This window comes from Bacillus glycinifermentans (assembly GCF_001042475.2).
Taxonomy (GTDB): domain Bacteria; phylum Bacillota; class Bacilli; order Bacillales; family Bacillaceae; genus Bacillus; species Bacillus glycinifermentans.
This window is the reverse complement of sequence record NZ_LECW02000012.1, coordinates 84152-110434: the sequence shown is the minus strand read 5'-3', so window position 1 is coordinate 110434 and position 26283 is coordinate 84152. Positions and strand designations below refer to the sequence as shown.

Annotated in this window: 23 protein-coding genes; 18 read left to right on the top strand and 5 right to left on the bottom strand. The window is 46.4% G+C overall.

The features are described from left to right. The first annotated feature begins 111 nt into the window (after positions 1-111). Complete coding sequence (locus AB447_RS08570) at positions 112-1602, top strand: leucyl aminopeptidase (RefSeq protein WP_048406728.1); 1491 nt, start codon at positions 112-114, stop codon at positions 1600-1602. A 158-nt stretch (positions 1603-1760) separates the two neighbouring features. Then, positions 1761-3089, top strand: a complete 1329-nt coding sequence (locus tag AB447_RS08565; protein WP_057957520.1) for a Na+/H+ antiporter family protein — start codon at positions 1761-1763, stop codon at positions 3087-3089. 48 nt (positions 3090-3137) lie between these two features. Here AB447_RS08565 and AB447_RS08560 read toward each other — a convergent pair whose 3' ends face one another. Next, positions 3138-3734, bottom strand: coding sequence for a biotin transporter BioY (locus tag AB447_RS08560; protein ID WP_048406729.1), 597 nt, complete (start codon positions 3732-3734; stop codon positions 3138-3140). Between the two features lie 100 nt (positions 3735-3834). On the opposite strand from AB447_RS08560, the gene AB447_RS08555 reads away from it, so the two are divergent. Continuing rightward, positions 3835-4431: a sulfite oxidase-like oxidoreductase gene (locus tag AB447_RS08555; protein ID WP_057957519.1), complete on the top strand. Its 597-nt coding sequence runs from the start codon at positions 3835-3837 to the stop codon at positions 4429-4431. A gap of 62 nt (positions 4432-4493) precedes the next feature. Here AB447_RS08555 and ald read toward each other — a convergent pair whose 3' ends face one another. Next, positions 4494-5633 carry an alanine dehydrogenase gene (ald, locus tag AB447_RS08550; RefSeq protein ID WP_057957518.1) on the bottom strand — a complete coding sequence of 380 codons (1140 nt, stop codon included), beginning with the start codon at positions 5631-5633 and terminating at the stop codon, positions 4494-4496. Between the two features lie 112 nt (positions 5634-5745). Then, entirely contained in the window at positions 5746-6984 is a 1239-nt protein-coding gene (locus AB447_RS08545) for a PucR family transcriptional regulator (protein ID WP_048406732.1), read from the bottom strand. A gap of 483 nt (positions 6985-7467) precedes the next feature. On the opposite strand from AB447_RS08545, the gene AB447_RS08540 reads away from it, so the two are divergent. From AB447_RS08540 to AB447_RS08500, 9 genes are all read left to right on the top strand, one after another. Then, positions 7468-7764, top strand: coding sequence for a WXG100 family type VII secretion target (locus AB447_RS08540; RefSeq protein ID WP_003184900.1), 297 nt, complete (start codon positions 7468-7470; stop codon positions 7762-7764). 80 nt (positions 7765-7844) lie between these two features. Next, the gene (yukD, locus tag AB447_RS08535; RefSeq protein ID WP_046131710.1) at positions 7845-8084 is read left to right on the top strand and encodes an ESX secretion system protein YukD; all 240 of its coding nucleotides are present in this window, start codon (positions 7845-7847) and stop codon (positions 8082-8084) included. 14 nt (positions 8085-8098) lie between these two features. Further along, positions 8099-9415, top strand: a complete 1317-nt coding sequence (essB, locus tag AB447_RS08530; protein ID WP_048406733.1) for a type VII secretion protein EssB — start codon at positions 8099-8101, stop codon at positions 9413-9415. Positions 9416-9451: 36 nt separating this feature from the next. Continuing rightward, positions 9452-13936 carry a type VII secretion protein EssC gene (gene essC / locus AB447_RS08525; RefSeq protein ID WP_057957517.1) on the top strand — a complete coding sequence of 1495 codons (4485 nt, stop codon included), beginning with the start codon at positions 9452-9454 and terminating at the stop codon, positions 13934-13936. Next, complete coding sequence (esaA, locus tag AB447_RS08520) at positions 13933-17061, top strand: type VII secretion protein EsaA (RefSeq protein ID WP_048406735.1); 3129 nt, start codon at positions 13933-13935, stop codon at positions 17059-17061. The genes essC and esaA overlap by 4 nt, the downstream gene beginning before the upstream one ends. 1 nt (position 17062) lies before the next feature. Further along, positions 17063-17533, top strand: a complete 471-nt coding sequence (gene essA, locus AB447_RS08515) for a type VII secretion protein EssA (RefSeq protein ID WP_231592715.1) — start codon at positions 17063-17065, stop codon at positions 17531-17533. Between the two features lie 11 nt (positions 17534-17544). After that, positions 17545-18000, top strand: coding sequence for a hypothetical protein (locus tag AB447_RS08510; protein WP_048353772.1), 456 nt, complete (start codon positions 17545-17547; stop codon positions 17998-18000). A gap of 21 nt (positions 18001-18021) precedes the next feature. Then, positions 18022-18753, top strand: coding sequence for a (S)-benzoin forming benzil reductase (locus tag AB447_RS08505; protein WP_057957516.1), 732 nt, complete (start codon positions 18022-18024; stop codon positions 18751-18753). Between the two features lie 212 nt (positions 18754-18965). Next, positions 18966-19496 (top strand): HD domain-containing protein, encoded by a 531-nt coding sequence (locus tag AB447_RS08500; RefSeq protein WP_048353810.1) that lies wholly within the window; start codon positions 18966-18968, stop codon positions 19494-19496. Here the strand turns inward: AB447_RS08500 and AB447_RS08495 are convergent. Together AB447_RS08495 and AB447_RS27490 are read right to left on the bottom strand one after the other, a co-directional pair. Further along, the gene (locus tag AB447_RS08495) at positions 19493-20950 is read right to left on the bottom strand and encodes an esterase/lipase family protein (protein WP_048353773.1); all 1458 of its coding nucleotides are present in this window, start codon (positions 20948-20950) and stop codon (positions 19493-19495) included. The two genes, AB447_RS08500 and AB447_RS08495, sit on opposite strands and share 4 nt — an antisense overlap. A 263-nt stretch (positions 20951-21213) precedes the next feature. Then, on the bottom strand, positions 21214-21513 hold the full coding sequence (locus tag AB447_RS27490) for a hypothetical protein (RefSeq protein ID WP_232517707.1): 300 nt from the start codon (positions 21511-21513) through the stop codon (positions 21214-21216). 225 nt (positions 21514-21738) lie between these two features. On the opposite strand from AB447_RS27490, the gene AB447_RS08485 reads away from it, so the two are divergent. The 6 genes from AB447_RS08485 to AB447_RS08460 all read left to right on the top strand — a co-directional run bounded on the left by AB447_RS08485 (position 21739) and on the right by AB447_RS08460 (position 26129). Next, entirely contained in the window at positions 21739-22842 is a 1104-nt protein-coding gene (locus AB447_RS08485; RefSeq protein WP_048353774.1) for an AI-2E family transporter, read from the top strand. Positions 22843-22914: 72 nt separating this feature from the next. Continuing rightward, the gene (locus tag AB447_RS08480) at positions 22915-23139 is read left to right on the top strand and encodes a spore germination protein (RefSeq protein ID WP_048353775.1); all 225 of its coding nucleotides are present in this window, start codon (positions 22915-22917) and stop codon (positions 23137-23139) included. A gap of 74 nt (positions 23140-23213) precedes the next feature. Then, the gene (locus AB447_RS08475; RefSeq protein ID WP_048353776.1) at positions 23214-23462 is read left to right on the top strand and encodes a YueH family protein; all 249 of its coding nucleotides are present in this window, start codon (positions 23214-23216) and stop codon (positions 23460-23462) included. Between the two features lie 99 nt (positions 23463-23561). Further along, positions 23562-23954, top strand: coding sequence for a YueI family protein (locus tag AB447_RS08470; RefSeq protein ID WP_048353777.1), 393 nt, complete (start codon positions 23562-23564; stop codon positions 23952-23954). A 136-nt stretch (positions 23955-24090) separates the two neighbouring features. Then, positions 24091-24642, top strand: coding sequence for a cysteine hydrolase family protein (locus AB447_RS08465; RefSeq protein WP_048353778.1), 552 nt, complete (start codon positions 24091-24093; stop codon positions 24640-24642). A 17-nt stretch (positions 24643-24659) separates the two neighbouring features. Further along, positions 24660-26129: a nicotinate phosphoribosyltransferase gene (locus AB447_RS08460; RefSeq protein ID WP_048353779.1), complete on the top strand. Its 1470-nt coding sequence runs from the start codon at positions 24660-24662 to the stop codon at positions 26127-26129. Positions 26130-26283: the final 154 nt, after the last annotated feature.

The following is a 26283-nucleotide window of genomic DNA, read 5'->3' as shown; positions in this document are numbered from 1 at the left end:
AGATTTATTTGCTAAAATAAAGATATGGAATGCAATTAGGAAAAATGTTTTTCCTATTATAACATTGTTGCCTCATTTTTACTCACTCTGCTTGTAAGGAGCTGTGATCACATGTTTTATGCCTTTCACGATTTTGAGCAAAAAGAAACGCTGCTGCTCGGACTGTTTAACAAAAGCCAATTGTACGGAAAAGCCGAAGAGATCGACCGCATTTTACACGGTCAGCTCTCACAGCTGTTAAAGGACGGGGACGTATCTTCCAAAAAAGCGAAAGTGTCTAAAATATTTACCCCGTCACTTCCCGGAGTTAAACGGCTGTATGTCGTCGGATTGGGGAGGGAAGCCGAATTTACGTTTGATGATGCGAAGCAATGCTTTGCCGAAGCCGTACAAATGATTCACAAAGACCGGAAACAGGAAATGACGGTTTTCCTTGACAGCTTTGTTTCGGAGCAGGTTCATGCAAACGATGCCGCACATGCTTTGGCGGAATCGTGCATGCTGTCCTGCTATGAAGTGCAGGATTACAAACATAAATCAAATGAACCCGAACGGCCTCTCCAAAACGTTTATGTTCTTACAGACCATGATTTGAAGGAGATCCAGGCAAGCCTGCATGTCGGCCAAGTGTACGGACACGCGACGAATTCGGCGAGAACGCTCGTGAACATGCCGGGCAACATGCTGACCGCGACAGATCTTGCATCATACGCAGCCGAGCTTGCCGCCAAATACGAATTTGAATGTGAAATCCTCGAAAAGCGCGAAATGGAAGAGCTCGGCATGGGCGGACTGCTGGCGGTCAATCAAGGATCTGATGAGCCGCCGAAAATGATTGTATTAAAATATCAGGGGAAAGATACGTGGGACGATGTCATCGGTTTGGTCGGCAAAGGGATCACGTTTGATACGGGAGGCTACTCCTTGAAAACGAAGTCAGGCATCGTCGGCATGAAGTCGGATATGGGGGGCGCGGCCAGCGTGCTAGGCGCGATGGAAGCGATCGGCGAATTGCGTCCTGAACAAAACGTTCTTGCCGTGATACCTTCTACAGACAACATGATTTCTGCAAGCGCCATGAAGCCGGATGACGTGATTGTATCGCTTAGCGGCAAAACGATTGAAATTTTAAATACGGATGCTGAAGGAAGGCTTGCTCTTGCCGACGCCCTGACATACGCCAAGCATCACGGAGCCTCCGTGCTGATCGATGTAGCAACACTTACCGGAGGTGTCGTCGTTGCCCTCGGCACCGATACGACAGGAGCGATGACGAATCATGACAAGCTTTATGATCAGGTGCGTCAGGCGGCTGAAGAAGCGGGCGAAGCGATCTGGCAGCTTCCGATCACAGAAAAGGATAAGAAGAAAGTGAAAAACAGCCAGATGGCCGATTTGAATAACTCACCGGGAAGAGAAGGGCACGCCATCATGGCCGGGACGTTTCTCGGGGAATTCGCAGAGCAGACGCCATGGGTGCATCTTGACATAGCCGGCACGGCAACGGCAAATGGGAGCACATGCTTCGGACCGAAGGGCGGAACGGGCGTAATGGTAAGAACCCTGGTCACATTTGTCGAACGGTTTGACGGAAATTTATAAACCTCTTCAGTTTATGAAGAGGTTTTTTAGTTTGTGGATAAAATTTCTAATTGTGAAAGCCTCATTGACGCAGCAGTTAAAAATATGATAATATACGTTCATTACTTTAATTATCTACTACATTAGCAAACTAAAGCGTTTTTTCGGAGGTTTCTTATATGAATGCAGTTGTGATTGCGGTTTTCATTATGCTTATATTAAGCCTGCTGCGCGTCAATGTTGTCATTGCCCTTGTGTTGGGCGCGCTGGCCGGCGGGCTGACGGGCGGTCTCAGCCTTGGTGAGACGGTCAGTGTGTTTACGGACGGACTTGGAGGAAATGCGACGATAGCGGTCAGCTACGCGCTTCTCGGCGCATTTGCGGCTGCTTTGACAAAAACGGGCCTTCCGGATGCGATGGTCGAGGCTTCTGTGAAGCTGGTCGGCAAAGAAGGGGACACAAGGAGAAAAACGCTATCGAAAGTGTTAATTATTTTTGTTATTTTAATTGTTTCGTGTTTTTCACAAAATGTCGTTCCCATCCATATTGCCTTTATCCCGGTTATGATACCGCCATTGTTGAAAATTTTTAACGAGCTTCAAGTTGACCGCAGGTTGGTCGCATGCGTCATCACCTTCGGATTAACGGCTCCTTATATTTTGCTTCCGGTTGGGTTCGGACAGATTTTCCAGGGGATTTTGCGGGATAATATGAAAGATTCGGGGCTTTCCGTTTCGATGAACGATATCCCGTATGCGATGATCATTCCGGTGGCGGGAATGGTTGTCGGATTGATCCTTTCCATTTTTGTATACCGTAAACCCCGCACATACGAAACAAAGGCAATCGCCGGCGAAAAGCCTGCGCCTTATACGAAAAAGAGCCTCGCGATTGCACTTCTGGCGATCGCTGTTTCCCTGGCCGTGCAGCTCTATTTATCACAGAGCTTAAACGTCGACGGGATGATTTTCGGTGCGCTGAGCGGCCTTGCGGTTCTGCTCGTATCCGGAGTGATGAAAAGAGGCGAAGCCGACGAATTGATCACGAACGGAATGAATATGATGGCGTTTATCGGATTTGTCATGCTTGCAGCGGCGGGATTTGCCGCGGTGCTGAACAAAACGGGAGATGTAAAATCGCTTGTTGAAGCATCGACGAGTATGATCCATCACAGCCAGACGATCGGAGCGCTCTTGATGCTGATCGTCGGACTGCTGATTACGATGGGGATCGGCTCATCGTTTGCGACGATTCCGATTATCACGACAATCTTTGTTCCGCTCTGCCTGCAGCTCGGATTCAGCCCGATGGCGACGATCGCCATTATCGGAACGGCGGCTGCCTTAGGCGATGCCGGCTCTCCGGCAAGCGACAGTACGCTCGGCCCGACATCCGGTTTAAATGCGGACGGACAGCACCACCACATTTGGGACACATGTGTTCCGACGTTCATCTATTATAATATTCCGCTTATCGTGTTTGGCTGGATCGCAGCGGCTGTGCTTTGAAAAAAATTTGTTAAAATAAAAACAGAACCTCGAAGGGGGTTCTGTTTTTTAATAAGAGGCATTTCGGTTAAAACCGGCCCCTTTTTGAACGGCGCGATACACTTTTGGTGCAAGAGCGGCGAGCACAATGGAGAATGCCATATCCTTGATGAAAAACCAGACCATTGATGTCCATGCTGCGGCATAAGGTACCGGCGTGTTGAGCCAATATTTAAAAGCAAGATACATATAGTTGACACCGATGATATAAATGATGACCGTTCCGATGACGGAAGCCGCTAAAAAATGCTTGCTTTCAGGTTCGGCTTTACGGTCGGTCAACCATCCGGCGGCATAGGCGGCAGGGATATAGGATAAAATAAATCCGCCGCTTCCTTTGAAAAGAGCGGAAATCCCGGCCGAAAATTGCGCGAAAACAGGGGCTCCTATAAAGCCGACGAGAGCATAAACGATCATCGCAAGCGTACCCAGCCTTCGTCCGAGCAGCAGACCCGCCAACAGGCAGAAGAAGGGCTGCATTGTAAGCGGAATACCGCCGATTTGCAGAAACGGGGCAAACGATGTGATATTGGCGCCGATCCCCATCAGGGCGGCAAACATTCCGACAAGCGCCATGTCACCGGCGCGAAGCTTTTGCTTTTTCATGTTTGTTCCTCCTAGAAAGCCATTCACACACTTATCGTAAGAGATCGGCAAACAATTTGTCAACCTATAAAATAAAAAAGTTAACAAAAGGGGAGATTGAATGTTTTTCGGGAAAATAAAACGGCACAATTTGTCTGACAGAGTTCCTCCTAACCAAAATGTTACAACGTCATTTCCGGTTCTTCATGCGGGCAGCGTCCCCGATTATCACGATTTGTCAAAATGGAATCTGCAAATCTACGGCCTTGTAGAATGTCCGCTTCTGTTAACCTTTGACGAGCTGAAAAAAATGCCGCAGAGCGAAGTGACAAATGACATTCACTGTGTAACGGGATGGTCGAAGCTCGATAATGTCTGGAAAGGGGTCAAAACAAAGGAAATCGCGGAAAGGGCAAAGCCGCTTAATGAAGCGCGGTACGTCATCCTGCACGCTGAGGAGGGATGGACGGCAAATGTTCCTTTGGAAGACTTTTTGATGGATTCCTCGCTGCTCGCCCATTCTTACAACGGTGCTCCGCTCACTCCCGAGCACGGCTTTCCGCTTAGAGCGGTCATGCCGCACCTCTATTTCTGGAAAAGCGCGAAATGGCTGAGAGGCATACAATTTACAAAGGAAAACCATCCCGGATTTTGGGAGAAGAACGGCTACCATATGAGGGGGAATCCATGGAAGGAAGAAAGGTACAGCTTTGATTAAAGAGCAGTTTTTAATAAAGCGAAAAAGCAGAAGCCCCTCAACGGGCTCCTGCCTGGAGACGATTATGCTTCAGCCGCGGATGACGGGTTTTCGATCGCCAGTTCGGCCGGCACGTAATCGTAATTTAAATCTCTTGCCACCGCTTCATATGTGATATGTCCGTTCGCCACATTGACGCCCGCTTTTAAGGCCGCGTTGTCCAAAACGGCTTTCACAGCGCCCTTATTCGCGATTTCAAGCGCGTATGGAACCGTAACGTTTGTCAATGCCACGGTTGACGTTCTCGGGACGGCGCCCGGCATGTTGGCGACGGCGTAATGGACGATTCCGTGTTTTTCGTATGTCGGGTTGTCATGGGTTGTGATATGGTCGACCGTTTCGACGATGCCGCCCTGGTCAATGGCTACATCGACGATCACAGAGCCGGGCTTCATTTGCTTCACCATTTCCTCCGTTACCAAAGTCGGAGCTTTGGCGCCTGGAATCAGCACAGCGCAGATGAGAAGATCGGCTTCAGCCACTGCGTCGGCGATATTGACCGGGTTTGACATAAGCGTATTAATTTGATGGCCGAACTGATCGTCAAGCTGGCGCAGCCGGTCTGCGTTTAAATCGATCATCGTCACGTCTGCTCCAAGACCTGCCGCAACCTTTGCGGCGTTCGTACCGACAACGCCGCCGCCGATGATGGTCACTTTTCCGCGGGCAACGCCGGGAACGCCGGCTAACAGTATTCCTTTGCCTCCTTTTGGCTTTTCAAGGAATTGCGCGCCGATTTGGGCGGCCATCCGGCCGGCTACTTCCGACATCGGCGTCAGCAAAGGAAGGGATCGGCCGTCGCTCACCGTTTCGTATGCGATGGCAGTGACGCCTTTTTGTTTTAACGCTTCAGCCAAGGAAGGCTCTGCAGCCAAGTGCAGGTAGGTGAACAAGATCAGTCCTTCTCTGAAATACGGATACTCTTCAGGAAGAGGCTCTTTTACTTTCATCACCATCTCGGCAGAATCCCAGACGGCTTTCGCCTGTTCGGCGATTTCGGCTCCCACAGACACGTAATCTTCGTTATCAAAACCGCTTCCTGCACCGGCATTTGTTTCTATGATGACGCGGTGCCCTGCGGCGATAAGCTGCGAAGCTGCACCGGGTGTTAAAGCCACCCTGTTTTCATTGTTTTTAATCTCTTTTGGAACCCCGATAATCATCGTAAATCCCTCCCCCTTCTTCAAAAAACCTTCTGTTCTTTAAGTGTATATTGATTTTTTGGAATTTTCTTTGTTTGATCGAAAAAATAAAAAAACACGCATTTGTGGAATTTCACAAATGCATGTTTTTCAGCTTGATTTCAAGGTAAATCGAGAATTTCTCATTGATATTTTTTAAATCGATTTCCGCGATGTTGCCGATGCGTTTCAGCCTGTAATTTAACGTATTGACGTGAATGTTCAGCTTTTTGGCGGCCGTGTTAACATTGCTGTCGCATTCGATAAATTGCTCAAGGGTTTCGACAAGGTTTGAATTGTGTTCCCTGTCGTACGCTTCAAGCCGTGTCAGAGAATAGTTTGGATAGTTGGCATGCTTTCGTTTTTCGGCAAGCACATCAAGATATTGATAAATGCCCAGCTCAGAAAAGCTGACAAGGTGCTTTGTTTCCGCAGCAAACCGTTCTTTTACCTTTAAAACGGAAAGCGCTTCCTGATAGGACTGATCGACGCGGGTGATCAATTCATACATTCCGCCGATCGACAGCGTGCAGTCATGGAGCTTGTAGCGTTCTTCGAGCTGTTTTTGAATATTTGCGGCAAATTGTTTTAAATCGTTGAACGGCTGTCCGTTAAGCCCTTTTTTTGGGGAAGCGAGGATAATCAGTTCATTATAGTCAAGCGTGGCCAGCAGAACTTGCACCTGCTGAGTCGTTTCCAATAAATAATGAAGCTGTTTTTCCGTTTTCTCGTCAATTTCGTTTTTCAGGCGCACGATCAATACCGAATAGGATGAGGGAACGCCGATGCCGAGCTGGTGAAAGCCGTCCGCGATTTCCCGCTCCTCTGAAATGTGCCCGGTGAGCAGCTTCCAGAAAAACTCCTGGCTGCGCTGTTCGTTTTTTCTTTTGCGGGCCTGGTAGGGCAAAAGCTTATTTTTAACCGATTCGGCTGCCAGCTTCAGAAGATGCAGCTCTTTTTCAGAAAGCGTTTTTTGGCTTTCGAGCGCCCAAATAAATCCGATGACTTCGCTGTTTTTCCAAATCGAAATCGCGACGCGGCTGCTGAGCCCGACTTCGTTAATCTGTTTTACCCTGACCGGCTCGTTCGTTTTCAGCAGGGCTGGAATGGTCCCGTCTTTCCAAAGCTTGTTGATCACCTTTTCGGGTACGCGGCGGCCGATGATCGTCGATGTTCTCGCCGGATCCGTATAATCGCTGTGCGTGCTGTAGGCGAGAAGCCGGTGATTGACATCTTCTATTGTAATAGGACAGTTCAGAACCTCGCTGATATGGTCTGCGACATCTTCGAGACGATCGTAGCTGTATTTAAAAGGATTCGGTCGATTGTTCATAAAAAACCCCTACTTTGTTCATGAAAAATTTTTAGCACATCCCCATCTTACTTTTATTATGGATATAGGTGTTTGGGGAAAGCAACAAAAAAGTTTTCTGTTATTTGTTGCTTTTATAAATACGAGACAGTGCTTCAGCAGGTGCGCGTTAACAGGGTGACATTCATGATAATGAGGATCCAACCTTTTACCTAATACCCGTTCGCTTGCGATCGATGAAAAGCAGGCGAATGTTTGAGTGGTTATATAGAACTATGTCTTTCGATTCATTCTTTGTTATGACACAAAATTGAGATATTTTTACTAGATTTCTATAATTTCAGCCGCCTGGAAACAGAGGAATGATAAACCTTTAGACTCATTTTGTAAAAATACAACAGATTTGTTTGACTGTGCCTCAATCTTGTTTTTATAATAAGAGCGTCAAAAAAATAAGTTATTTAGCCCATATCTAGGGCGAATAGCGCAGGAGGTATAAGGAATATGTCAGGAATCATTCGTGTAACGCCGGCTGAGCTGCGGCAAATGGCTGACAGATATCAAAAAGAAAGCGGAGATGTAACTGAACAGGTAAACCAGCGTCTTGATCAAATGATCAACCAGCTTCAAGATATGTGGGAAGGTGAATCAAGCCGGGCATTCTCAGAGCAATACCAAGAGCTAAGACCTTCTTTTATTAAAATGGCTGAACTTCTAAGCGACGTTTCTAAACAGCTTCATCAGACTGCTAACACTCTTGAAAGCACTGACCAAGATATCGCTAGCCAAATCCGCGGCTAATTACAGATTAGAAGAACGAGAGAAGCGCCTAATTCAAAAGAAGATGACGGCGCTTTTTCTAATTGAGAGGTGATGAACCGGTGTATGTTGACATTACCATCGATTTAAAGCACTATGACGGCAGCGCTTTTGATCTCAGACTGTCAGATTACCATTCTATTAAAAAGGTCATCGACATCGCATGGCAGGCCAAAAGCATCCCCTTGCCCCCGCGCGAAGGCTGCTGGATAAGGGTGACGAATAAAGACGCCGTTTTTTCAGGCGAATACACGCTGGCCGACTGCGGTATTACGACAGGAGACCGCCTGGAAATACTATGAAAGGATCTGAATGAATGGCAGAAAAAAAGAAAACGTATTTGGAAAAGCAATTAGAGGCCGTCATGACGAAAGAAAAAGATACCTATATCTTTCGTTTTCAAAGAGAAAAAATCAATCTTGTAAACGGTCTGGAAGCAAACGTCATTAAAGAAGTAAACCCTTCCTTTCAAAAGGAAACCGTCATGACTGAAGACGAAGTTCAAATTTCGATTCAGCCTCCTTCAGAATACAAGCCGTTTCGTCATTTGAAATCGAAAAACAAAAAGAGCAAGTGGCTGTTTGCCTATCAGCTCGTAAAAGCTGTTGAGGAGCATTCGGTCAAAAGGCTGCACATGATCGCAGCACCGGAAAACATTGTCTTTGACAAGGGGCTTACCCCTGCATTTTTACATTATGGAGTGAAAGAAAGCATTCCGCCATACGAAAACGACGAAGAACGACTTTTTAATGAAGTGAAAGCGGCGGCAGCGCTTGCCGTCGACTGGGAATTTTCCTTCGAAGATTACTTGAAATACAGCGAAACGATGAAGTTTTCTGACCAGGCCAAAGACATCATCTCAAGCGAAACGTACGGCGATTTGAAAGCCGTCATCCAAAGGAAGATCGATGAACTGGATGCCGAAGAAAAAACGCTTGTCCATCTTCCGAAGAAAAAATGGAAGAACCAAAGATACATAGGATTGGGACTCATTATATGTTTAATACCGGCTGTTTTATTTACATTTTATTCGCTGTTCTTTATCCAGCCGAAACAGGAAGCGTTCATCGAAAGCAACCGCTACTTCTTGAATAAACAATACAGCAAAGTCATCAGCACGCTCGATAAATATGGCGCCGGTGATATGCCGGAGTCTGTTCAATATCAGCTTGCTTATTCTTACGCGTCCGTCGATAATTATCTGAAGGAAACCAACGGAGGACAAGAAGCTGCCCTGAATTTGCTCACCCTTCAGGCTGATTCGAGGTATTTCCAGTACTTCATTCAAATTGGCCGGGGCGAAAATAAGGCAGCTTTAGAAACGGCCCGCCTGTTGGAGGATAACCGCTGGATCGGCTATGCGCTCATCAAATATGAGCAGGAAATCAAAGCGGATGACAAATTGTCGAGCGAAGAAAGAGAAAAACAGCTTGAGCCGATTGAAAAAGAACTCGAACAAGTGAAAGAGGATCAAGAAAAAGCGAAAAACTCCGAAGAAGCCGAGCAGACTTCCAGTGACCAGCAGCAGGCCGCACAAGAAGCGGAAAAGGCTAAACAAGAGGAAGAAAAAGCGAAACAGGCTGAAAAGGAAAAAAAAGCAAAGGATGACAACAAGAAAAAAGATGACAAATAAAAGCGATAAAACCTGTTGTTTGCAGGAGGCGGAAAAATGAATCTGTTATGGATTTTTTATAACGAAAACTATCAAAACGTAAAGCTGGATCATCCCAGCACCCGCACGCTGACCATCGGCTCAGAGCTGAAGCATTCCGTCACCATCCGGCATTTCCCGTTTAAAAAAGGTCCGGTGACTTTGGAAAAGCATAAGGATGCCGACTCATACAGCGTATATCAGGAGGGAGAGCCCGCCCAGGTACTGACGCTCGGCGAAAAAGCGGCTGTAAAGGACGGGGAGGAAGAACTGGTCCTCTTTTTAACCGAAGTACACGAAAGCGCCCCTGCTTATTATTTAGGAGAAAGAAAGGAAATAACGATTTCCTCCGTTGATCAGGAAGCAGACGTCTATTTCTCCGGGACGTACTCATTTTTCGGAAACAAAGGCGCCTTCTCGATCATCAGGCTTGAAGACCGATGGAACGTCGTGCCGAACGGCGAGAACGTCTATTTGAACGGAGAAAAACGATCAAAACCCGCCTCATTGCAAAACGGAGACGAAATCCTGTACGGACTCAATACCTTCCGGTTGATTGAAGGCGACCTTTTGGAAATCAATGCGTGGGAACCGTTTGAAACTGCCTTGGAACAAACGGTCAGACCAAGCTCTGAAACGAAAAATAAATACCCGCACTACCGCAGGCCGCCAAGAATGATCTATGATCTGCCTGATGATAAAATCTCCTTCAGCTTTCCGGCTCAGGAGTCAGACAATGACAACAAGGGGTTATGGCTCATGATCCTGCCTCCGGTTGTCATGCTGATCGTCATGGGAATCGTGGCGATCATTCAGCCGCGCGGGATTTTTATTCTCGTCTCCCTGGCGATGTTTATGATGACGCTGATTACATCGACGGTGCAATATTTCCGCGACAAAAACCAGCGCAAAAAGCGCGAGGAGAAAAGGGAGCGGGTCTACACCCTTTACCTCGAAAATAAAAAGAAAGAGCTGCATGAGCTTGCGGAAAGGCAAAAATTTGTCCTGAACTTTCATTTTCCTTCATTTGAAAGGATGAAATATTTAACGAGCGAAATCAGCGGCCGGATTTGGGAAAGATCGATCGAGAGCGAAGATTTTCTGCAAATTCGCCTTGGTACTGGGACGGTTCACTCCTCCTACCAAATCAATTTGAACGGCGGGGATTTGGCAAACCGCGACACAGACCACCTTCTCGAACAAACGCAAAGAATGGAAGAGGTCTACAGAGAGCTGAAAAACGCTCCCGTCACCGTGAACCTTGCCGAAGGTCCGATGGGTGTCGTCGGGAAAGCAGCCGTTGTAAAAAATGAAATTCATCAGCTTGTCGGACAGCTTGCTTTTTTCCACAGCTATCACGATCTGCGCTTCGTATTCATTTTTGACGAAGAGGAATACAAAGACTGGGAATGGATGAAATGGCTCCCGCATTTTCAGCTTCCGCATACATATGCGAAAGGGTTTATTTACAATGAACAGACGAGGGACCAGCTGCTGTCAAGCATTTACGAGATTTTGAGAGAGCGCGATTTGGACGAAAACAAAGAAAAAACACGGTTCAGACCGCACTTTGTCTTTATCATCACCAATCAGCAGCTCATTGCAGAACACGTCATCTTAGAGTATTTGGAAGGCAAGCTGAGACATCTCGGCGTCTCGACGATCGTTGCCGCAGAGACGAAGGAAAGCCTGTCCGACAACATTCATACGCTTGTTCGTTATATTACTGAACAAGAAGGAGACATTTTGATCAAGCAAAAGAAAGCCGTCCAAATTCCGTTTCAATTGGATCACCATAAGAGGGAAGACAATGAAATCTTCTCACGGACATTGCGGACGCTTGACCACCAGATGGGCATGACCAACTCGATCCCTGAAACCGTATCGTTTCTTGAGCTGTTCCATGCAAAAGAAGTCAATGACATCGGAATCAGGGAGAAATGGCTGTCAAGCGAGTCGGCTAAATCGCTGGCCGTGCCGATCGGTTATAAAGGAAAAGATGACATCGTCTATTTAAACCTGCACGAAAAAGCGCACGGGCCCCACGGCTTGCTTGCGGGGACAACCGGATCGGGAAAAAGTGAATTTTTACAGACGTATATTTTGTCTTTAGCCGTTCACTTCCATCCGCATGAAGTCGCTTTTCTGCTGATTGACTATAAAGGGGGCGGAATGGCGCAGCCGTTCAGAAACATTCCGCATCTGCTCGGAACGATCACGAACATCGAAGGCAGCAAAAACTTCAGCACGCGCGCCCTGGCGTCGATTAAAAGCGAGCTGAAGAAAAGACAGCGCCTCTTTGACCAATACAAAGTCAATCATATCAACGATTATACAAAGCTGTACAAACAGAACAAAGCGAAAACGGCGATGCCGCACTTGTTCTTAATATCCGACGAGTTTGCCGAGCTCAAAAGCGAAGAGCCTGAATTTATCCGCGAGCTTGTCAGTGCCGCCAGGATCGGACGGAGCCTTGGGGTGCATTTGATTTTGGCGACGCAAAAACCGGGCGGCATTATCGATGACCAGATTTGGAGTAACTCCAGATTTAAAGTCGCTTTAAAGGTGCAGGATGCAAATGACAGTAAAGAGATCCTCAAAAACGGGGATGCGGCGACCATTACGGTCACAGGCCGCGGTTATTTGCAGGTCGGCAACAATGAAGTGTACGAGCTGTTCCAGTCGGCGTGGAGCGGTGCGCCTTACATGGAGGATGCATACGGTACAGAGGACGAAGTCGCGATCGTAACCGATACAGGCTTGATTCCATTGTCGGATGTAGACGCCGATCAGTCCGCGAAAAAAGAAGTTCAGACGGAAATCTCGGCAGTCGTTGAACAAATCGAGCAGATTCAGGAGGAAATGGGCATCGATAAGCTTCCGAGTCCGTGGCTGCCGCCGCTTGAAGAGCGCATACCAAAATCGCTGTATCCGTCAGATGAGGCCGATACGTTTAACTTCGCCTTTATCGATGAGCCGGAGAAACAAAGCCAGGAGCCGATCAGCTATCGCATGATGGAGGACGGAAACATCGGTATCGTCGGATCTTCGGGCTACGGAAAATCGCTCACCGCCATCACCTTCCTGATGAGCTTTGCGGCCGAATACACGCCTGAAGAGCTGCACAACTACATCTTCGACTTTGGCAACGGAACGCTTCTGCCGCTTGCGAGACTTCCGCATACGGCCGATTATTTCCTGATGGATCAGACAAGAAAAATCGAAAAATTCATGGTCCGCATCAAAGAGGAAATCGAGCATCGCAAAAATTTGTTCCGCGCCAAAGAAATCAGCCACATCAAGATGTACAATGCGCTGAACGAAGAAAAGCTGCCGTTCATTTTCATTACGGTGGACAACTTTGACATTATTAAAGACGAAATGCATGAGCTTGAAGCTGAATTTATTCAGTTTGCCCGCGACGGCCAGTCGCTGGGGATTTATTTAATCCTGACGGCGACAAGGGTCAATGCAATCAGGCAGTCGCTCTTAAACAACCTGAAAACAAGGGTCGTCCATTACTTGATGGATCAGTCTGAAGCCTATTCGATTATCGGAAGGCCGGAGTACAGCCTTGAACCGATTCCGGGACGGGTCATCATCAATAAAGAGAACCAGTACTTTGCCCAGATGTTTATGCCTGTTGAAGCAGACAGCGAAATCGAACTGTTTGAAAACATCAAAGCCGAAATTCAGGCAATCGCGGACCGCTATGAAGGCATGAGAATGCCGGCACCGGTGCCGATGCTGCCGCTCGAGCTTTCCGTGTCGCAGTTTATGAGAGATTACCCGCTTCAGCCTGAAAGAGGCATGCTCCCGATGGGACTTGATGAAGAGACCGTTGAGCCTGTTTATTTCAATCTTGAGAAAAACAAACACTGCCTCGTCATGGGACAAACGCAGCGTGGAAAAACAAACGTCGTCAAGATCATCCTCGAGCATCTGCTTGATCACGACACGAAAAACATTGCTGTGTTTGATTCGATTGACCGCGGCTTGTCACAATACGCAACAGAAGATGAGATCAGCTATCTTGAAACGAAGGATGACATTCTGCTCTGGCTGTCCGAGACGGAAGAAATTTGCCGGACGAGGGAAGCGATGTACGTGGAAGCCGTCAGACAAGGACAAAGCGCAAACCTCGATTTCTCGCCGATGGTCTTTATCGTTGACGGAATTTCGCGCTTCCAGCAAACGATTGACGCATCGATACAAGACAGGATGGCCATGTTTATGAAATCGTACGCCCACTTAGGTTTCCATTTTATACCTTCCGGAAACCACAACGAGTTTACGAAAGGGTACGATTCATTAACAAGCGAGCTCAAACAAGTCAGACACGCTGTCCTGCTGATGAAAAAGTCCGAGCAAAACCTTATCCAGCTTCCGTACGAGCGGCAGGAGCCTGAAATTCAGCCGGGCTTCGGCTACATCGTTGAAAACGGTAAGGAAAGGAAAATTCAAATTCCTTTATGCTCTGTAGAAAGGAAGAAAACGATATGACGGAACAACAAAAAAGCTCGCTGAAAATCATCAGCGCCGTGCTTGTCATCATATTGCTGCCCGTCTTATTTTTCCGCTTCATCGGAGAGGATCCGACGAAAAAGGTATCGAACGAGACGAAGGAGATTGCCGTTGTCAATGAAGACATCGGCAGCGAACAAACCGATGGAAACGATCAAAATTTAGGCCGCGATATGTCGGCTGTGCTGGCTGAACGCCCTGACTATAAATGGACGGTCGTCAGCCGTAGCACCGCCGAGAGCGGACTCACCGACCAAAAATACGATGCGATCGTCTATATTCCATCAGATTTTACGAACAATATTTTGAGCTACAATCATAAGCGTCCGCAAAAAGCGCAATTGGAATTCAGAATTCAAGGAAAGCTTGACGCGGTCAACAAGGAAAAAGTCCAGCGGGAGCTTCAAGACGCGCAAAAGACTGTCAGCAAAAAGATGACTTCCTTCTATTGGAAGGCTGTCAAAGAGAATATGAAAGGCGTCAGGGACGAATTTGACAACATCGTAGACAAAGAATCAGAATTCCAAAACGCGATGTACAACTTTTACAAACCGAGCTCAAACAACCTGGCGGGCGAGGTCGAAAAACAAAAAGATATGATCGACACCTTGAAAGACTCGATCAATCAAACGAAAGACACGTCAAAAGACCGCAATGCAGGCGTTGAAGAAACAAAAAAACAACTGGACGCTTTTATCGAAAATGTCAACCAGTATAAAAAATACCAAGAAGAGCAGGCCAAACTGCTTCAAGCCGCCCAGGCTGACAGCGAAAAGCAAATCCAAAGTGGTCTCGCGTCCATCAACGAAAAGCAGGCGAGCACAGAAACAAGCTTCAACCAAAGCATGAACAGCATGAACACGGCGTTTGGAAATTTGCAGCAGCGATTTGACTTGGTTGTGAGATCTAAAGATATTTTGCAACAGTACAGATATAATCAGGTGCCGCAGCAGCAGTTTAATGGAATTAATACGATTGAAAACAACCTGATTGATGAGTATCAAGCAAAGACAAGAATATACAATTTAGATCAGATTCAGCCTTCAATGATTGATGCACGGTGGCGTTTAACCGAGGGGACTGGAGATGATTCACCAGGTACCGATCCTGGTGATGATAATAATAACGATGATAATAAAGATGATGATGAAGAACAGCCGAAGGATTTAAAGATTGATCTCCAAGAGCAGCAGGACGAATTAAAAAACGTCGCAGCTGAATTAAAAGAGATATCGGACGGGTTGAAAGAATCTCCGGACAACGGAAGCGAAAACCCCGGCGATAATAATTCTTCAGATGGATCAGATCAAAACCAGGATCAGGGTAACGGTCAAACCGGAGATCAAGGCAGCGATCAAACCGGAGATCAAGACAACAGTCAAACAACAGATGACAATCAGACAGCTTCAGAAACGGCTGAAAATGGACAGCAGGAAGATAACCAGCCTTCTGAAGACCCAACCAATGATCCGGGAACCGGGGATGACGGACAGTCTGAGCAGCCTGGAGGCGAAACGCCTGACGATCAGAAGGATGATGAGATTGCCAAATTAAAAGAGCAGTTGAACAATGCTGCCGCCCGCATCGAAAAAGTGGAAGAGGATCTTCGTGCAAAACAGGAAACACATAATGAAGAGCTTCAAAAACAGCTTGAAAAGCTAGATGATAAAATAAATAGTTTAAATGATACAATCAAAGGATTAAATGCCGATATCGAAAAGCTTAACGAAAGAATAACTAAGCTTGAAGAAGCTCGAACTAAAGATTTCGAGGAAATTTATAGCCAAATAAAAAAACTTGAAAAAGACATATTGGATTATCCAATGGGGGCCGAGCGAAGAGAAAAATTAGAAGGAGCTTTTAGTTCTGAGGTTAAAACAAGGAGAGTTAATGATCTTCTTGCTTATTATAATTACCTGTCAGTATATAAAGCGACCCTATATGGCTCGGTAAACTATTTAGTTAAAAACAATGTCGTCAACGGCCAAAAAGACAATGTCAACACAGTCCTCAAAGTCAGCGTCGACGAAAACACAAAATGGGAAGACCTAAAGAACAACATGCTCATGACAAGCCAGGACATCGAAAATTACAAAACGGGCATGACCGATTTTGTCGATGAATACGGCACATTCATCAAACAAAAACAAGATGAAATCAATAATGAGCTTAAAGCGATTTCCGAAAAGGCAAATGTCGTCAGTGAGCAGCTGAGCAATCCGGCAGGTGCAGGATCCGCCGTGATGGAAGGGAATGCAACCGACGGTACGGTCGTTCTCAGCATGCAGGATACGCTTGGAAATGACATTCTCAACCTTTCAGATATGCTCGGTGCATTGTCAGAACATCAATCAGGCGTCATCAATTACACAAACAACATTCAGCAAAGTGTAAACGATGTTCAGACAAAGGCGGATACGCTGAATTCGAACTGGGGCAAAAACGTGAATTCCACTAAGCTCATCCGCGGTGATGTATACAGCGTTCTCGGCAATGCTTTCGGCGGCAATGACACGTATGTATACGATCACTTGGCAAATCCGGTGAAAATCAGCGGGGATGTTCCGGAGTCAAAAGCCCAGAATATTCCGCCGGTCGTCATTCTCGTGATCGTCATGATCTCAAGCCTGTTGATCGGATATTTCAGCCATCACTATCAAAAGGCACCGCTGCTTGTCAGAGGCGCGCTGTTTGGCATTCTGAACATCATTGTCGGCTTGATGATCAGCCTGTTCGGCTTGAATGTCTACTCTCTCGCCGATGACCAGGCGATTATGTGGTCGATCTTTACGATCCTGCTGCTTGTCGCAAGCTCTGCGATTATCCGTACGGCATTCATGCTCGGATCAATCCCTGGAGGCGTGGCAACGGCTGCCTTGATTTTGTTCTACATTGCTCCGCTGCTCGATTTGGCAATGCCGAATTTCAGTATTAATGATCCGGTATCAACCGTTTATATGTCGATTCAGTACGGAACGGGAGACCTGTTCAGTCTCGGAATCGGAGCTTTGGTGTTAGTGACGGCTGTCGCGATCGCTATTCCTTTTGTTATATCAATCGCAAAATCAAAAATAGAGGAAAGCGAGGATGACTATGAGGAGTAGTGTGAAATGGGGGAAGAAGGGGATCATGGCGATCATGCTCTCCTTCTTTCTTTTCACTCCGCTCGTGAAAGCGGAAGAGACTGATAATGTTGATGTTAAGCCTAATGAATATAAGAAACAGAACATCGAAGTCAATACAGATGATCTTCTGGAGGAAAACCCGGAATACCAGGAAGATATTTCGATTCCAGAGGAATTAAAACATTTTTCTTTTAAAGATGTGAAAAAACCTGACCCAAAAGAAGAGCTGAATCAAATATTTGCGCTTGCATCGGATGAACCAAACACGGTGGCGGCGAAATTGAAACAGCTGTCATTTGATTCTGAGTCCTCACGCCTTGGCAAGGAGGATGCGGACAGCACCGACCAGCAATCGATCATCCTGCCGTTCCTCTACGGCGCGCTCATCCTTCTCGGCATCGCCGGCATCTTCTTTTTGATCCCGAGAATCAACGGGCAGCAGAAGAAATAGGAGCTGTTATGATGAAAAATCCGAGATTTTACAAACTGTTGTCCGTATGGGCAGCCTTAGGGTTATCAATTTGCTGGTTTTTTATTTTGGTTACAGTGAATGGTTTATTTCTACTGGAATCCATGCTCTACTTACTTGCGGTTATTTTTACATTTGGGATCGTTTTGCTGCTGTTTCCCTCGTTTACGGAGGACTATGATCAGTCGATGATGGACTTCTTTCATACCGGTTTTGGCATCGCGGGATCAATGTTGGCAATCGTCATCATCTTGTTCGCTTCAATCATGATCACGATCAAACAGGACGGTCCGCGTCTGAAATGGCTGCTCGTTGTCGGCGCTTTGCTTCAGCTCATCGTATTTGATTTGTTCAGTGTTTTGACAGCGGCTTTTTACGTGCTGGCGGCATTTCTGCCTAATCGGGGGAAGGAACCTCTTGAGGAGACGGCGGCGAAATCAGTACAATAATGGATAAGGAGGGAAATCCGCATGCATTTATCCATTGTCACGGGGGCGTCAAAAGGCCTCGGTGAAGCGATTGTCAAAGGGCTTTTAGAAAAAGGTCATCTTGTCCATGCCGTATCGAGAAGCAAATCCGGCATCCGCCATGACCGGCTGAGTCAGCACGAGGTCGATTTGACGCAGCTTGCCGAAGCGGAAATGTGGTTTGCAAGGTTTACGGACGCCGTCCAACCGGCTGATGTTGATTCCATTACGCTGATCAACAACGCGGGAATGGTAACCCCCATCAAACGCGCAGGCGAAGCCGGGCGGGAGGAGCTGAGGCGCCATTATGACCTGAATTTATTAGCGCCGGTGATCCTCAGTCAGCTGTTTGCAAAATGGCTAAAAAGTTTTCAGGGCAACAAAACGATCGTTAACATATCCTCAGGCGCAGCCAAAAATCCTTATAAAGGCTGGAGCGCCTATTGCAGCTCAAAAGCAGGGCTTGACATGTTTACGAAAACATTCGGCTTCGAACAGGAAGACGAGGACTTTCCGGTAAAGATGATTTCGTTTTCGCCCGGGGTCATGGACACGGCCATGCAGGAGGTTATACGGTCCTCATCGGAAAAAGATTTTTACGAAATCGAACGGTTCAAAGCGTACCAAACAGAAGGTAAGCTGAGAAGCACATCTTTTGTCGCCGGCGTTTTGCTCGATCTCCTTGAGACCGAATTTGAAAACGGCAGAGTCTATGACATCAAAGAATTTTTATAAAAAAGGGCCTTGAAAAAGGTCCTTTTTTTTATGTTTTCCGCCAATTGCCTGTCTCAAAAGCAGCCCCCTTAAGATCCACCAAAAAATATCCGCCGGCGCAGCATCCGCAGAAAATAAACGAAAGCGGAATTCTCATTGATGATGTGTCAGAATCATTGAGATTTCCGCAAAAATATGTTAGGATTCTAAAAATATATAAAGGAGGGGTTTACATGAGAAACGTAACATTAATGGATGTATTCACCCATCCAATCGCACAAAAATATTTAAGACGATCAGGCGTCGCCCATGCCGTAGCGTGTGCGTACCATGCATACCGCCTGGCTGTTAAATCAGGCGTTGACCCGGATGTTGCGACAAAAGCAGCGCTGCTGCATGATATCGGCCATTATGAATGGTACACAGATGGCGAGTGGGATTACGAAAAGTACAAACAGAACGACATTCATGCCATAAAAGGAGCGGAGCGCGCCCACAAGCTGTTGATCCGCCTCGGCGAGGAGCCTAAAGCCGCAAAAGAGATCGCCTTGGCTATTCTGCTTCATACCGATTCATACTTGCCTGAAGGAGACCTGGATAAAAACAAGCTGCAGCAAATCGTCAAAAAAGCCGATGAGCTTGACGAAGAGCCCGGCGGAAATCATCATTACCGCAAAATCGATCCTGAGCTTGCAGCCGAAAAAATCAAGCAGCTTGATCGCATGGTTGAGCAAGCGCGTTTACCCATGAAAAAAACGGTTTAATGCAAAGGGTTTTGTTCGAACCTCTGCCCTTTGTCATTTACATAAACGGATTTGATGATCGTTCTGTTAAACGCCTTATTGTCCGCTGTTTTTCCAGAGATGTCGAGCGTCACCGAATACATGCCCGCTTGTTTGAACGAAAGGTATTGCTGCAGCGTTTTGGCTGTGGCGGATTTGAGCTCTTTTTTCTCAACCTGTTTTCCGTTTTCATACCGTATGGAGCGGACGGCGGTTTTGACATTTGCAAGGCTTGACGTCTTCGCATCAAGAGTCTTTGCAATCTGTTGATCGAGCTGGGAGTCAAATGTTGTGACGAATAAATAGGCTTCCTTCTGCTTTACGGAAGATGAGATCTTCCATTTTCCTGCAACCGGGTGTTTCACTGTAGCGGAATGAACAAATCCGCCTTTAAACACGTCTGCTGTTTTTGACAGCGAAAAGCCCGTGACAGCTTTGCCGTGAGGATCTGTCAGTTTGATATTTCCCGAGGAATGATTGCTCAGCCAATGAACGGTAATTTCTTTTACCCCTTTCTCCACCGAAAACTCTTCTTCTTTTATCCCTTCATTTATCCCGCCCCTGATGTACGGGTAGGATGTGTTTTCTGTTTTCGATGATCCTGTATTCGCATTCTGACGAATCGTTAATAAAGACTGAAAAACGGGAAACGTGATATTCCCTTTTATAATCGAAAAATGATCCCATTTTCCGGCTGCTACGTTTGTTGCATACGGCAGCCTCGCGTTCTTTTCGACCACAGCCCCGTCATTTGACCCGAACACGTTTAAATAGACGCCTCCGAAAAACAATACGCTCCCGAATCCGCCGATTTTATTGCCCGCCAATGTGTAATAGCGCGTTTTTCCCCTGTTTGGGTGGCTGTCGGCCTGCTCCCGGAAGGAGGCCATGTAGCCGGTCTGCAAAGAATAGACAGCGTCATTTTTCACGCCTATAATTCCTGCAAGCCATCCGGCCCAGTTGCTGTATGCAAGGTCCGCCAGCTGAGATCCGTAATGGGGGGTCCCGAGTGTAATAACATGCTCTACATAGCGGTAGGCGTCATGGTAAATAAGCGCTGATTGCGTGTCAATGCCGCCTTTGCTGTAGGAGACGAGAATCATTTTCCGGCCGAAGTGTTCATACATTTCCCGCAGCTTGGATGAGAGGAGCGCTCCGTTGTCCCGCATGTCTTTATCGGGGTACAGATCGATATAGGCTGTTTCATATCCGTTTTTCCATGCCTGTTTTGACATGTCATTTTCATCAAACCAAATACTTGACGATCCGTTTAAACCATGGATAAAAACGATCGGCGGTTTTTGCGGATCAGGGGCTTCTATAGGATCGCCCGTGAACCAATAGCCGGGATCGCCGTCTCCGCCCTTAAAGCCCGCTTCCGATGTAAGCGGATACAAAAACAGCAGTACAGCAATCAGGAACGCTATTTTTTTCATAAAGTTCACCTCGGAGTTTAATTTGTAAGCGTTTTCATAATATTGTTGTGAGGCGGACTTTATGCCGAAAATTTAGAGAATCTTCATAAATGAGTGGAATATTTTCATGGAAGGCCGGAACACCGGCCTTCATTTTCAAGCTTTCCGGGGATGTAAATGCTTGCGAAAGAATGATTCGACAACGTCGAGGATATGCCCCTGCGTATATCCGTTGTGACCGGCACCGTTTATTTTATACTTCACCGCATCACAGCCTTCTTTTTTTAACGCATGAAACATTTCAACGCTTTGTTCATAAGGAAAACGATATCGTCCTGATCCCCGTGAATGATCAAGATAGGGGGCGCATCCCTGTGAACGTAGTGTATCGGACTCGCTTTTCTTGCCTTTTCTTTGCCTTCTTGAACAGCTCCGCCGATCAGTTTGGATTCCGGAGAATCAGGAGAATCGTGGTCGAGGCCTGCTTTGTTTAATAATCGGCTGATTTGGCGGACGATAACCGGATTGGTATTGACGCTGTCGGCGATTTGCTCCGATGTCAAAGGGTCGCTTCGAACGTGCAACAAGGATACCTATGTACGGCTATCGTAAATCTGCTGCTGATCATCAAAATCATCCTTTCGTTGTAATCGTTATATTTACAGCGAGGAGAGATGTCAATCGATTGCTATCAGAGGAAAGTGAAACCCTTTTCCGGTTTCTTCGTATGTATGGAAGAAAAATAGTTGACAGGCGATGGTGTGAATAGTAGTTTTTAGAGTAATGAAAAAAACCGGGAGGAAAAAAGGTTGTTTAAATCAAAGACTCATTTTTGGACGGTACAAATTTTATTGGTACTCCTTATTATTTTTGTTTCTACAAAAGTGTCTTTTCTGTTCGAACCGATTATAATGTTCGCATCGACACTGTTTTTTCCGGTATTGATCGCAGGGATCTTGTATTTCATCTTTAACCCTGTCGTACGGCTTTTAGAGAAAAAGCTGCCGAGAACTTTGTCCATTTTGCTGATCTACCTGGCGTTTCTGGCGCTCATCGGGTTTGTGCTGTCATCTATCGGCCCAATGTTTACAAAGCAGGTCACCGATTTATTTAATAATATTCCGGAAATTGTTAAGCAGATTCAAATTTTCATCAAACAATTATCGAATTCGCAATGGTTCACATGGATGATGAATCAGGATTTTGTTTCTGTATCAAAAATCGAAAGATCAATCGGAGATTTTCTGACGAATCTGCCGGAAAATATTACGGCGAGCCTGTCTTCCGTGTTTGGGGTTGTGACCAATCTTGCGCTCATTGCCTTGACCGTCCCCTTTATTCTGTTTTACATGCTGAAGGACGGACACCGATTTCCGAATTTGGCTGTAAAAATTCTTCCTGATCAATATAAAAACGAAGGCTTGAAAATTTTTAAGGATTTGTATGATACGCTTGCCGCCTATATTCAGGGACAGCTGATCGTCTGCCTTTTTGTCGGAATCGGCTGTTACATCGGGTTTTTGATCGCCGGTGTGAAGTATGCGCTGATTCTCGGCGTGATCATGACCGTCACGAACATTATTCCTTATGTAGGTCCGTTTCTTGGTGCGACCCCGGCGGTCATTATCGCATTTCTCGACTCGCCGACGAAAGCTCTGATTGCCGTGATCGTGGTCGTTGTCGTCCAGCAGATCGACGGAAACCTCGTGTCGCCGCTGATTATCGGCAAGCGCCTTAACACACACCCGCTGACGATCATTCTTTTATTGCTCGGCGCCGGCAGCTTCGGGGGCGTACTCGGCATGATACTTGCCGTTCCGACCTACGCTGTGCTGAAGGCTTTCACCTTGAATATCGTCCGGCTCGTCCGTTTAAGGCAGAGATCCAAAAAGGAAATGACGAAAGAAGCTTAAGTTCAAATTTCCGGGAACCTTTTTTCCGCCGGGCCCATATCCTATCGTAAAAGGAATGGCGGAGGTGGAATGATGCCCGCAATCGTAGGACCGGTTCTGATTCGGGAGGTCGTCGACTCCAGCGCCGTTTTTTTTGGAGACGTATTTGCTATTTCTCCAAAAACGGCGCAATCGTCCGAAATCGGAGGATGCGGAGGCTTTCATGTTGGCGACTTTGGGTATGTGAATAACAAAAGAAGCAAAACAAGCTTCATGGACGCGGATGTTTTCGATGGAACGGTGGGCTTTAACGCATGACAGTCTCTTTTAAAAGAGGCTGTTTGTTTTTTGTAGTATAATGGGAAAAAAGACAGATAGGCAGGTGGAAAGACATGAAAATAAGGAAAGCGAATGTAATGAACGGAGAAACATTGATCACAGATGTTTTTCTGCATGAAAATAAAAAGCAGTTTTATACGCTTGTCGCCGTTCCGGAACTGGAATGGAGCATGCTGATTTCCTTTGAGGAAGAAAAGCAGGTGCTCGCAGATAAACTGAAAAGTTCATTGGCAAAAAACGCGCAAAGTGATGCGGCAGAGGAGCTTTCGCTGAAGATCGTTCAATGGGTAACCGAAATGTAGAAGCGAAGTTTATCCCCGTCCGTTTCATGACATACTGGATAAAAAACGCTGCGGTCATCACCGCAAATTTTGCAGCCAAGATAAACTGGGGGTCTTAACATGAGCGATGAATCAATCGATCTATATTTGCAGCAGGGGATGCACGGAGTCCGAGAAACAAAGCCGGATGAGCGAAGGCTGTTTTTGGGCTCGTTGAGGGAAAGGGTGATCATCGCTTTAACAAAGGGACAAGTTCTCCGCCCGAAAGCGTACGATGAAGTGATCACCGCGATCGAATCACACTCGGATGCGGCATTGCTGTTGAACGGAGACATCGATTATTCCCGTTTTTCCGTCTATATCAAGGCCGCGAACAAGCACGGGGTTCCTTTTTCGATCGTCTCAAACCGGGAGTCTGACACGCCGCTCGGGTTGATTCTCGTATCGAAAGACGCGGTTGACAAACAATCGATTTATGTCGAGGACGATATATTTGAACGTTCAAAAGGCTAAAAAACGTTTTGTTTTTTTCTTAAAAAAACCTTTTGTGACGCGGTTTGCCAAATACTTTCGGCTGTTTCGCCCATTCACTTGTCCGAGTAGATAAGTTATAATGTTACCTATCATACAAAAGGCAGGGAGGGCGTCAATGAAAAAAGCTCTTATATGCATAGATTATACGAACGATTTTGTCGCATCAGACGGAAAGCTGACGTGCGGGGAGCCGGGCCAAAAAATTGAAGATGCCGTCGCAAAGCTGGCGGAAACGTTTATAAACAGCGGCGACTTTGTCGTCTTTGCGGTCGATGCCCATGACGCTCTCGACTTGCATCACCCGGAAACGCGCTTGTTTCCTCCCCACAATATAAAAGGCACATCTGGAAAAGCTTTATATGGAAAGCTGGAAACGCTTTTTAAAAAACACGAAAACGACACCAATGTATACTACATGGAAAAAACAAGGTACTCCGCTTTTGCGGGAACGAATCTCGAACTGAAGCTTCGCGAAAGAGACATTAAAGAACTGCATTTAATTGGCGTGTGCACAGATATTTGCGTATTGCATACAGCAGTTGATGCTTATAATAAAGGGTTTGATCTTGTCATTCATCAAAACGCAGTGGCTAGCTTCAACCCGGATGGACACGACTGGGCTCTTACCCATTTTGCAAACGCCCTTGGAGCCTCAGTGTCGGATTGAGGAAGGAGAAATGAAGGTTGGAACACCGGTTTACAGACGACAGTTTGTCACTTCATACAGATCTTTACCAAATTAACATGGCGGAAACCTATTGGCGCGACGGCATTGATCAAAAAAAAGCCGTCTTTGAACTGTTTTTCAGAAAGCTCCCTTTTGACAGCGGTTTTGCGGTATTTGCCGGTCTGGAGAAAGCGATTGAATTTTTGCAAGGTTTCAGATTTACTGAAAGCGATTTAGCTTATTTAAAAGAAGAAGTCGGCTTCAAAGACGACTTTCTCGCCTTTTTAAAAGGAATGAGATTTACCGGTTCCCTTTATTCCATGCAGGAAGGGGAAATCGTTTTCGGCAACGAGCCGATCATGCGGATCGAAGCTCCTCTGGCCGAGGCGCAGCTTGTTGAAACCGCTTTGCTCAACATTGTGAATTATCAAACATTGATCGCTACGAAAGCAGCGAGAATCAAGAGCGTGATCGGGGACGAAACAGCGCTTGAATTCGGAACGAGACGCGCGCATGAAATGGATGCGGCGATGTGGGGGGCAAGAGCGGCGATCATCGGCGGCTTTGATGCCACGAGCAACGTCCGCGCCGGTAAGCGGTTTGACATCCCGGTGTCAGGCACGCACGCCCATGCACTTGTACAGGCCTATCGAGACGAATACACGGCATTTAAAAAATATGCGGAAACCCATAAAAAATGCGTGTTTTTGGTCGATACATATGATACGGTCCGCTCAGGCATTCCCAATGCGATAAAGGTAGCTAAAGAATTCGGCGATAAAATCGAATTTACAGGGATCCGCCTTGACAGCGGCGATCTTGCATACCTGTCCAAAAAGGCGAGAGCGATGCTGGACGAAGCGGGTTTTAAAGATACGAAGGTAGTCGCCTCAAGCGATCTTGATGAATATACGATTATGAACCTGAAAGCCCAAGGGGCGAAAATCGACGTCTGGGGCGTCGGAACAAAGCTGATTACCGCCTATGACCAGCCGGCTCTCGGTGCGGTTTATAAACTCGTTTCAATCGAGGAGAACGGGAAAATGACAGATACGATCAAGATTTCTTCAAATCCGGAAAAAGTAACGACTCCCGGCCAGAAAAAAGTGTATCGGATCATCAATCAGCTGAATCATCATTCAGAAGGCGACTATATCGCTTTGGACTATGAAAAGGTGAATGAGCAGGAACGGCTTAAAATGTTTCATCCCGTTCATACGTTTATCAGCAAATTTGTTACGAACTTCGACGCAAAAGATCTTCATAAACCGATTTTCGAAAAAGGCAAGCTCGTTTATGAGAATCCGAGCATTCAGGATATTAAGCTGTACGTTCAGGAAAATCTTAATTTGCTTTGGGAAGAGTATAAACGGATCAGCAAGCCTGAAGAATATCCGGTTGATTTAAGCGAAGCATGCTGGAATAACAAAATGCAGCAGATTCATGAGGCGAAAATCAAAGCGATCAAAAGCCTGAATCAGGACTGATCATGCAAACGACCGTATAGCAGGGTGCTAAAAAACAGATAATTCTCGGGGATTATCTGTTTTTTTGGATCAAGTTTTTCGCAAGTCGAAGGAATTCGTCCATTTATTTGATATACTTAGATCAAAGGTACCTGAGTCGCTAGGGGGAAGAAGA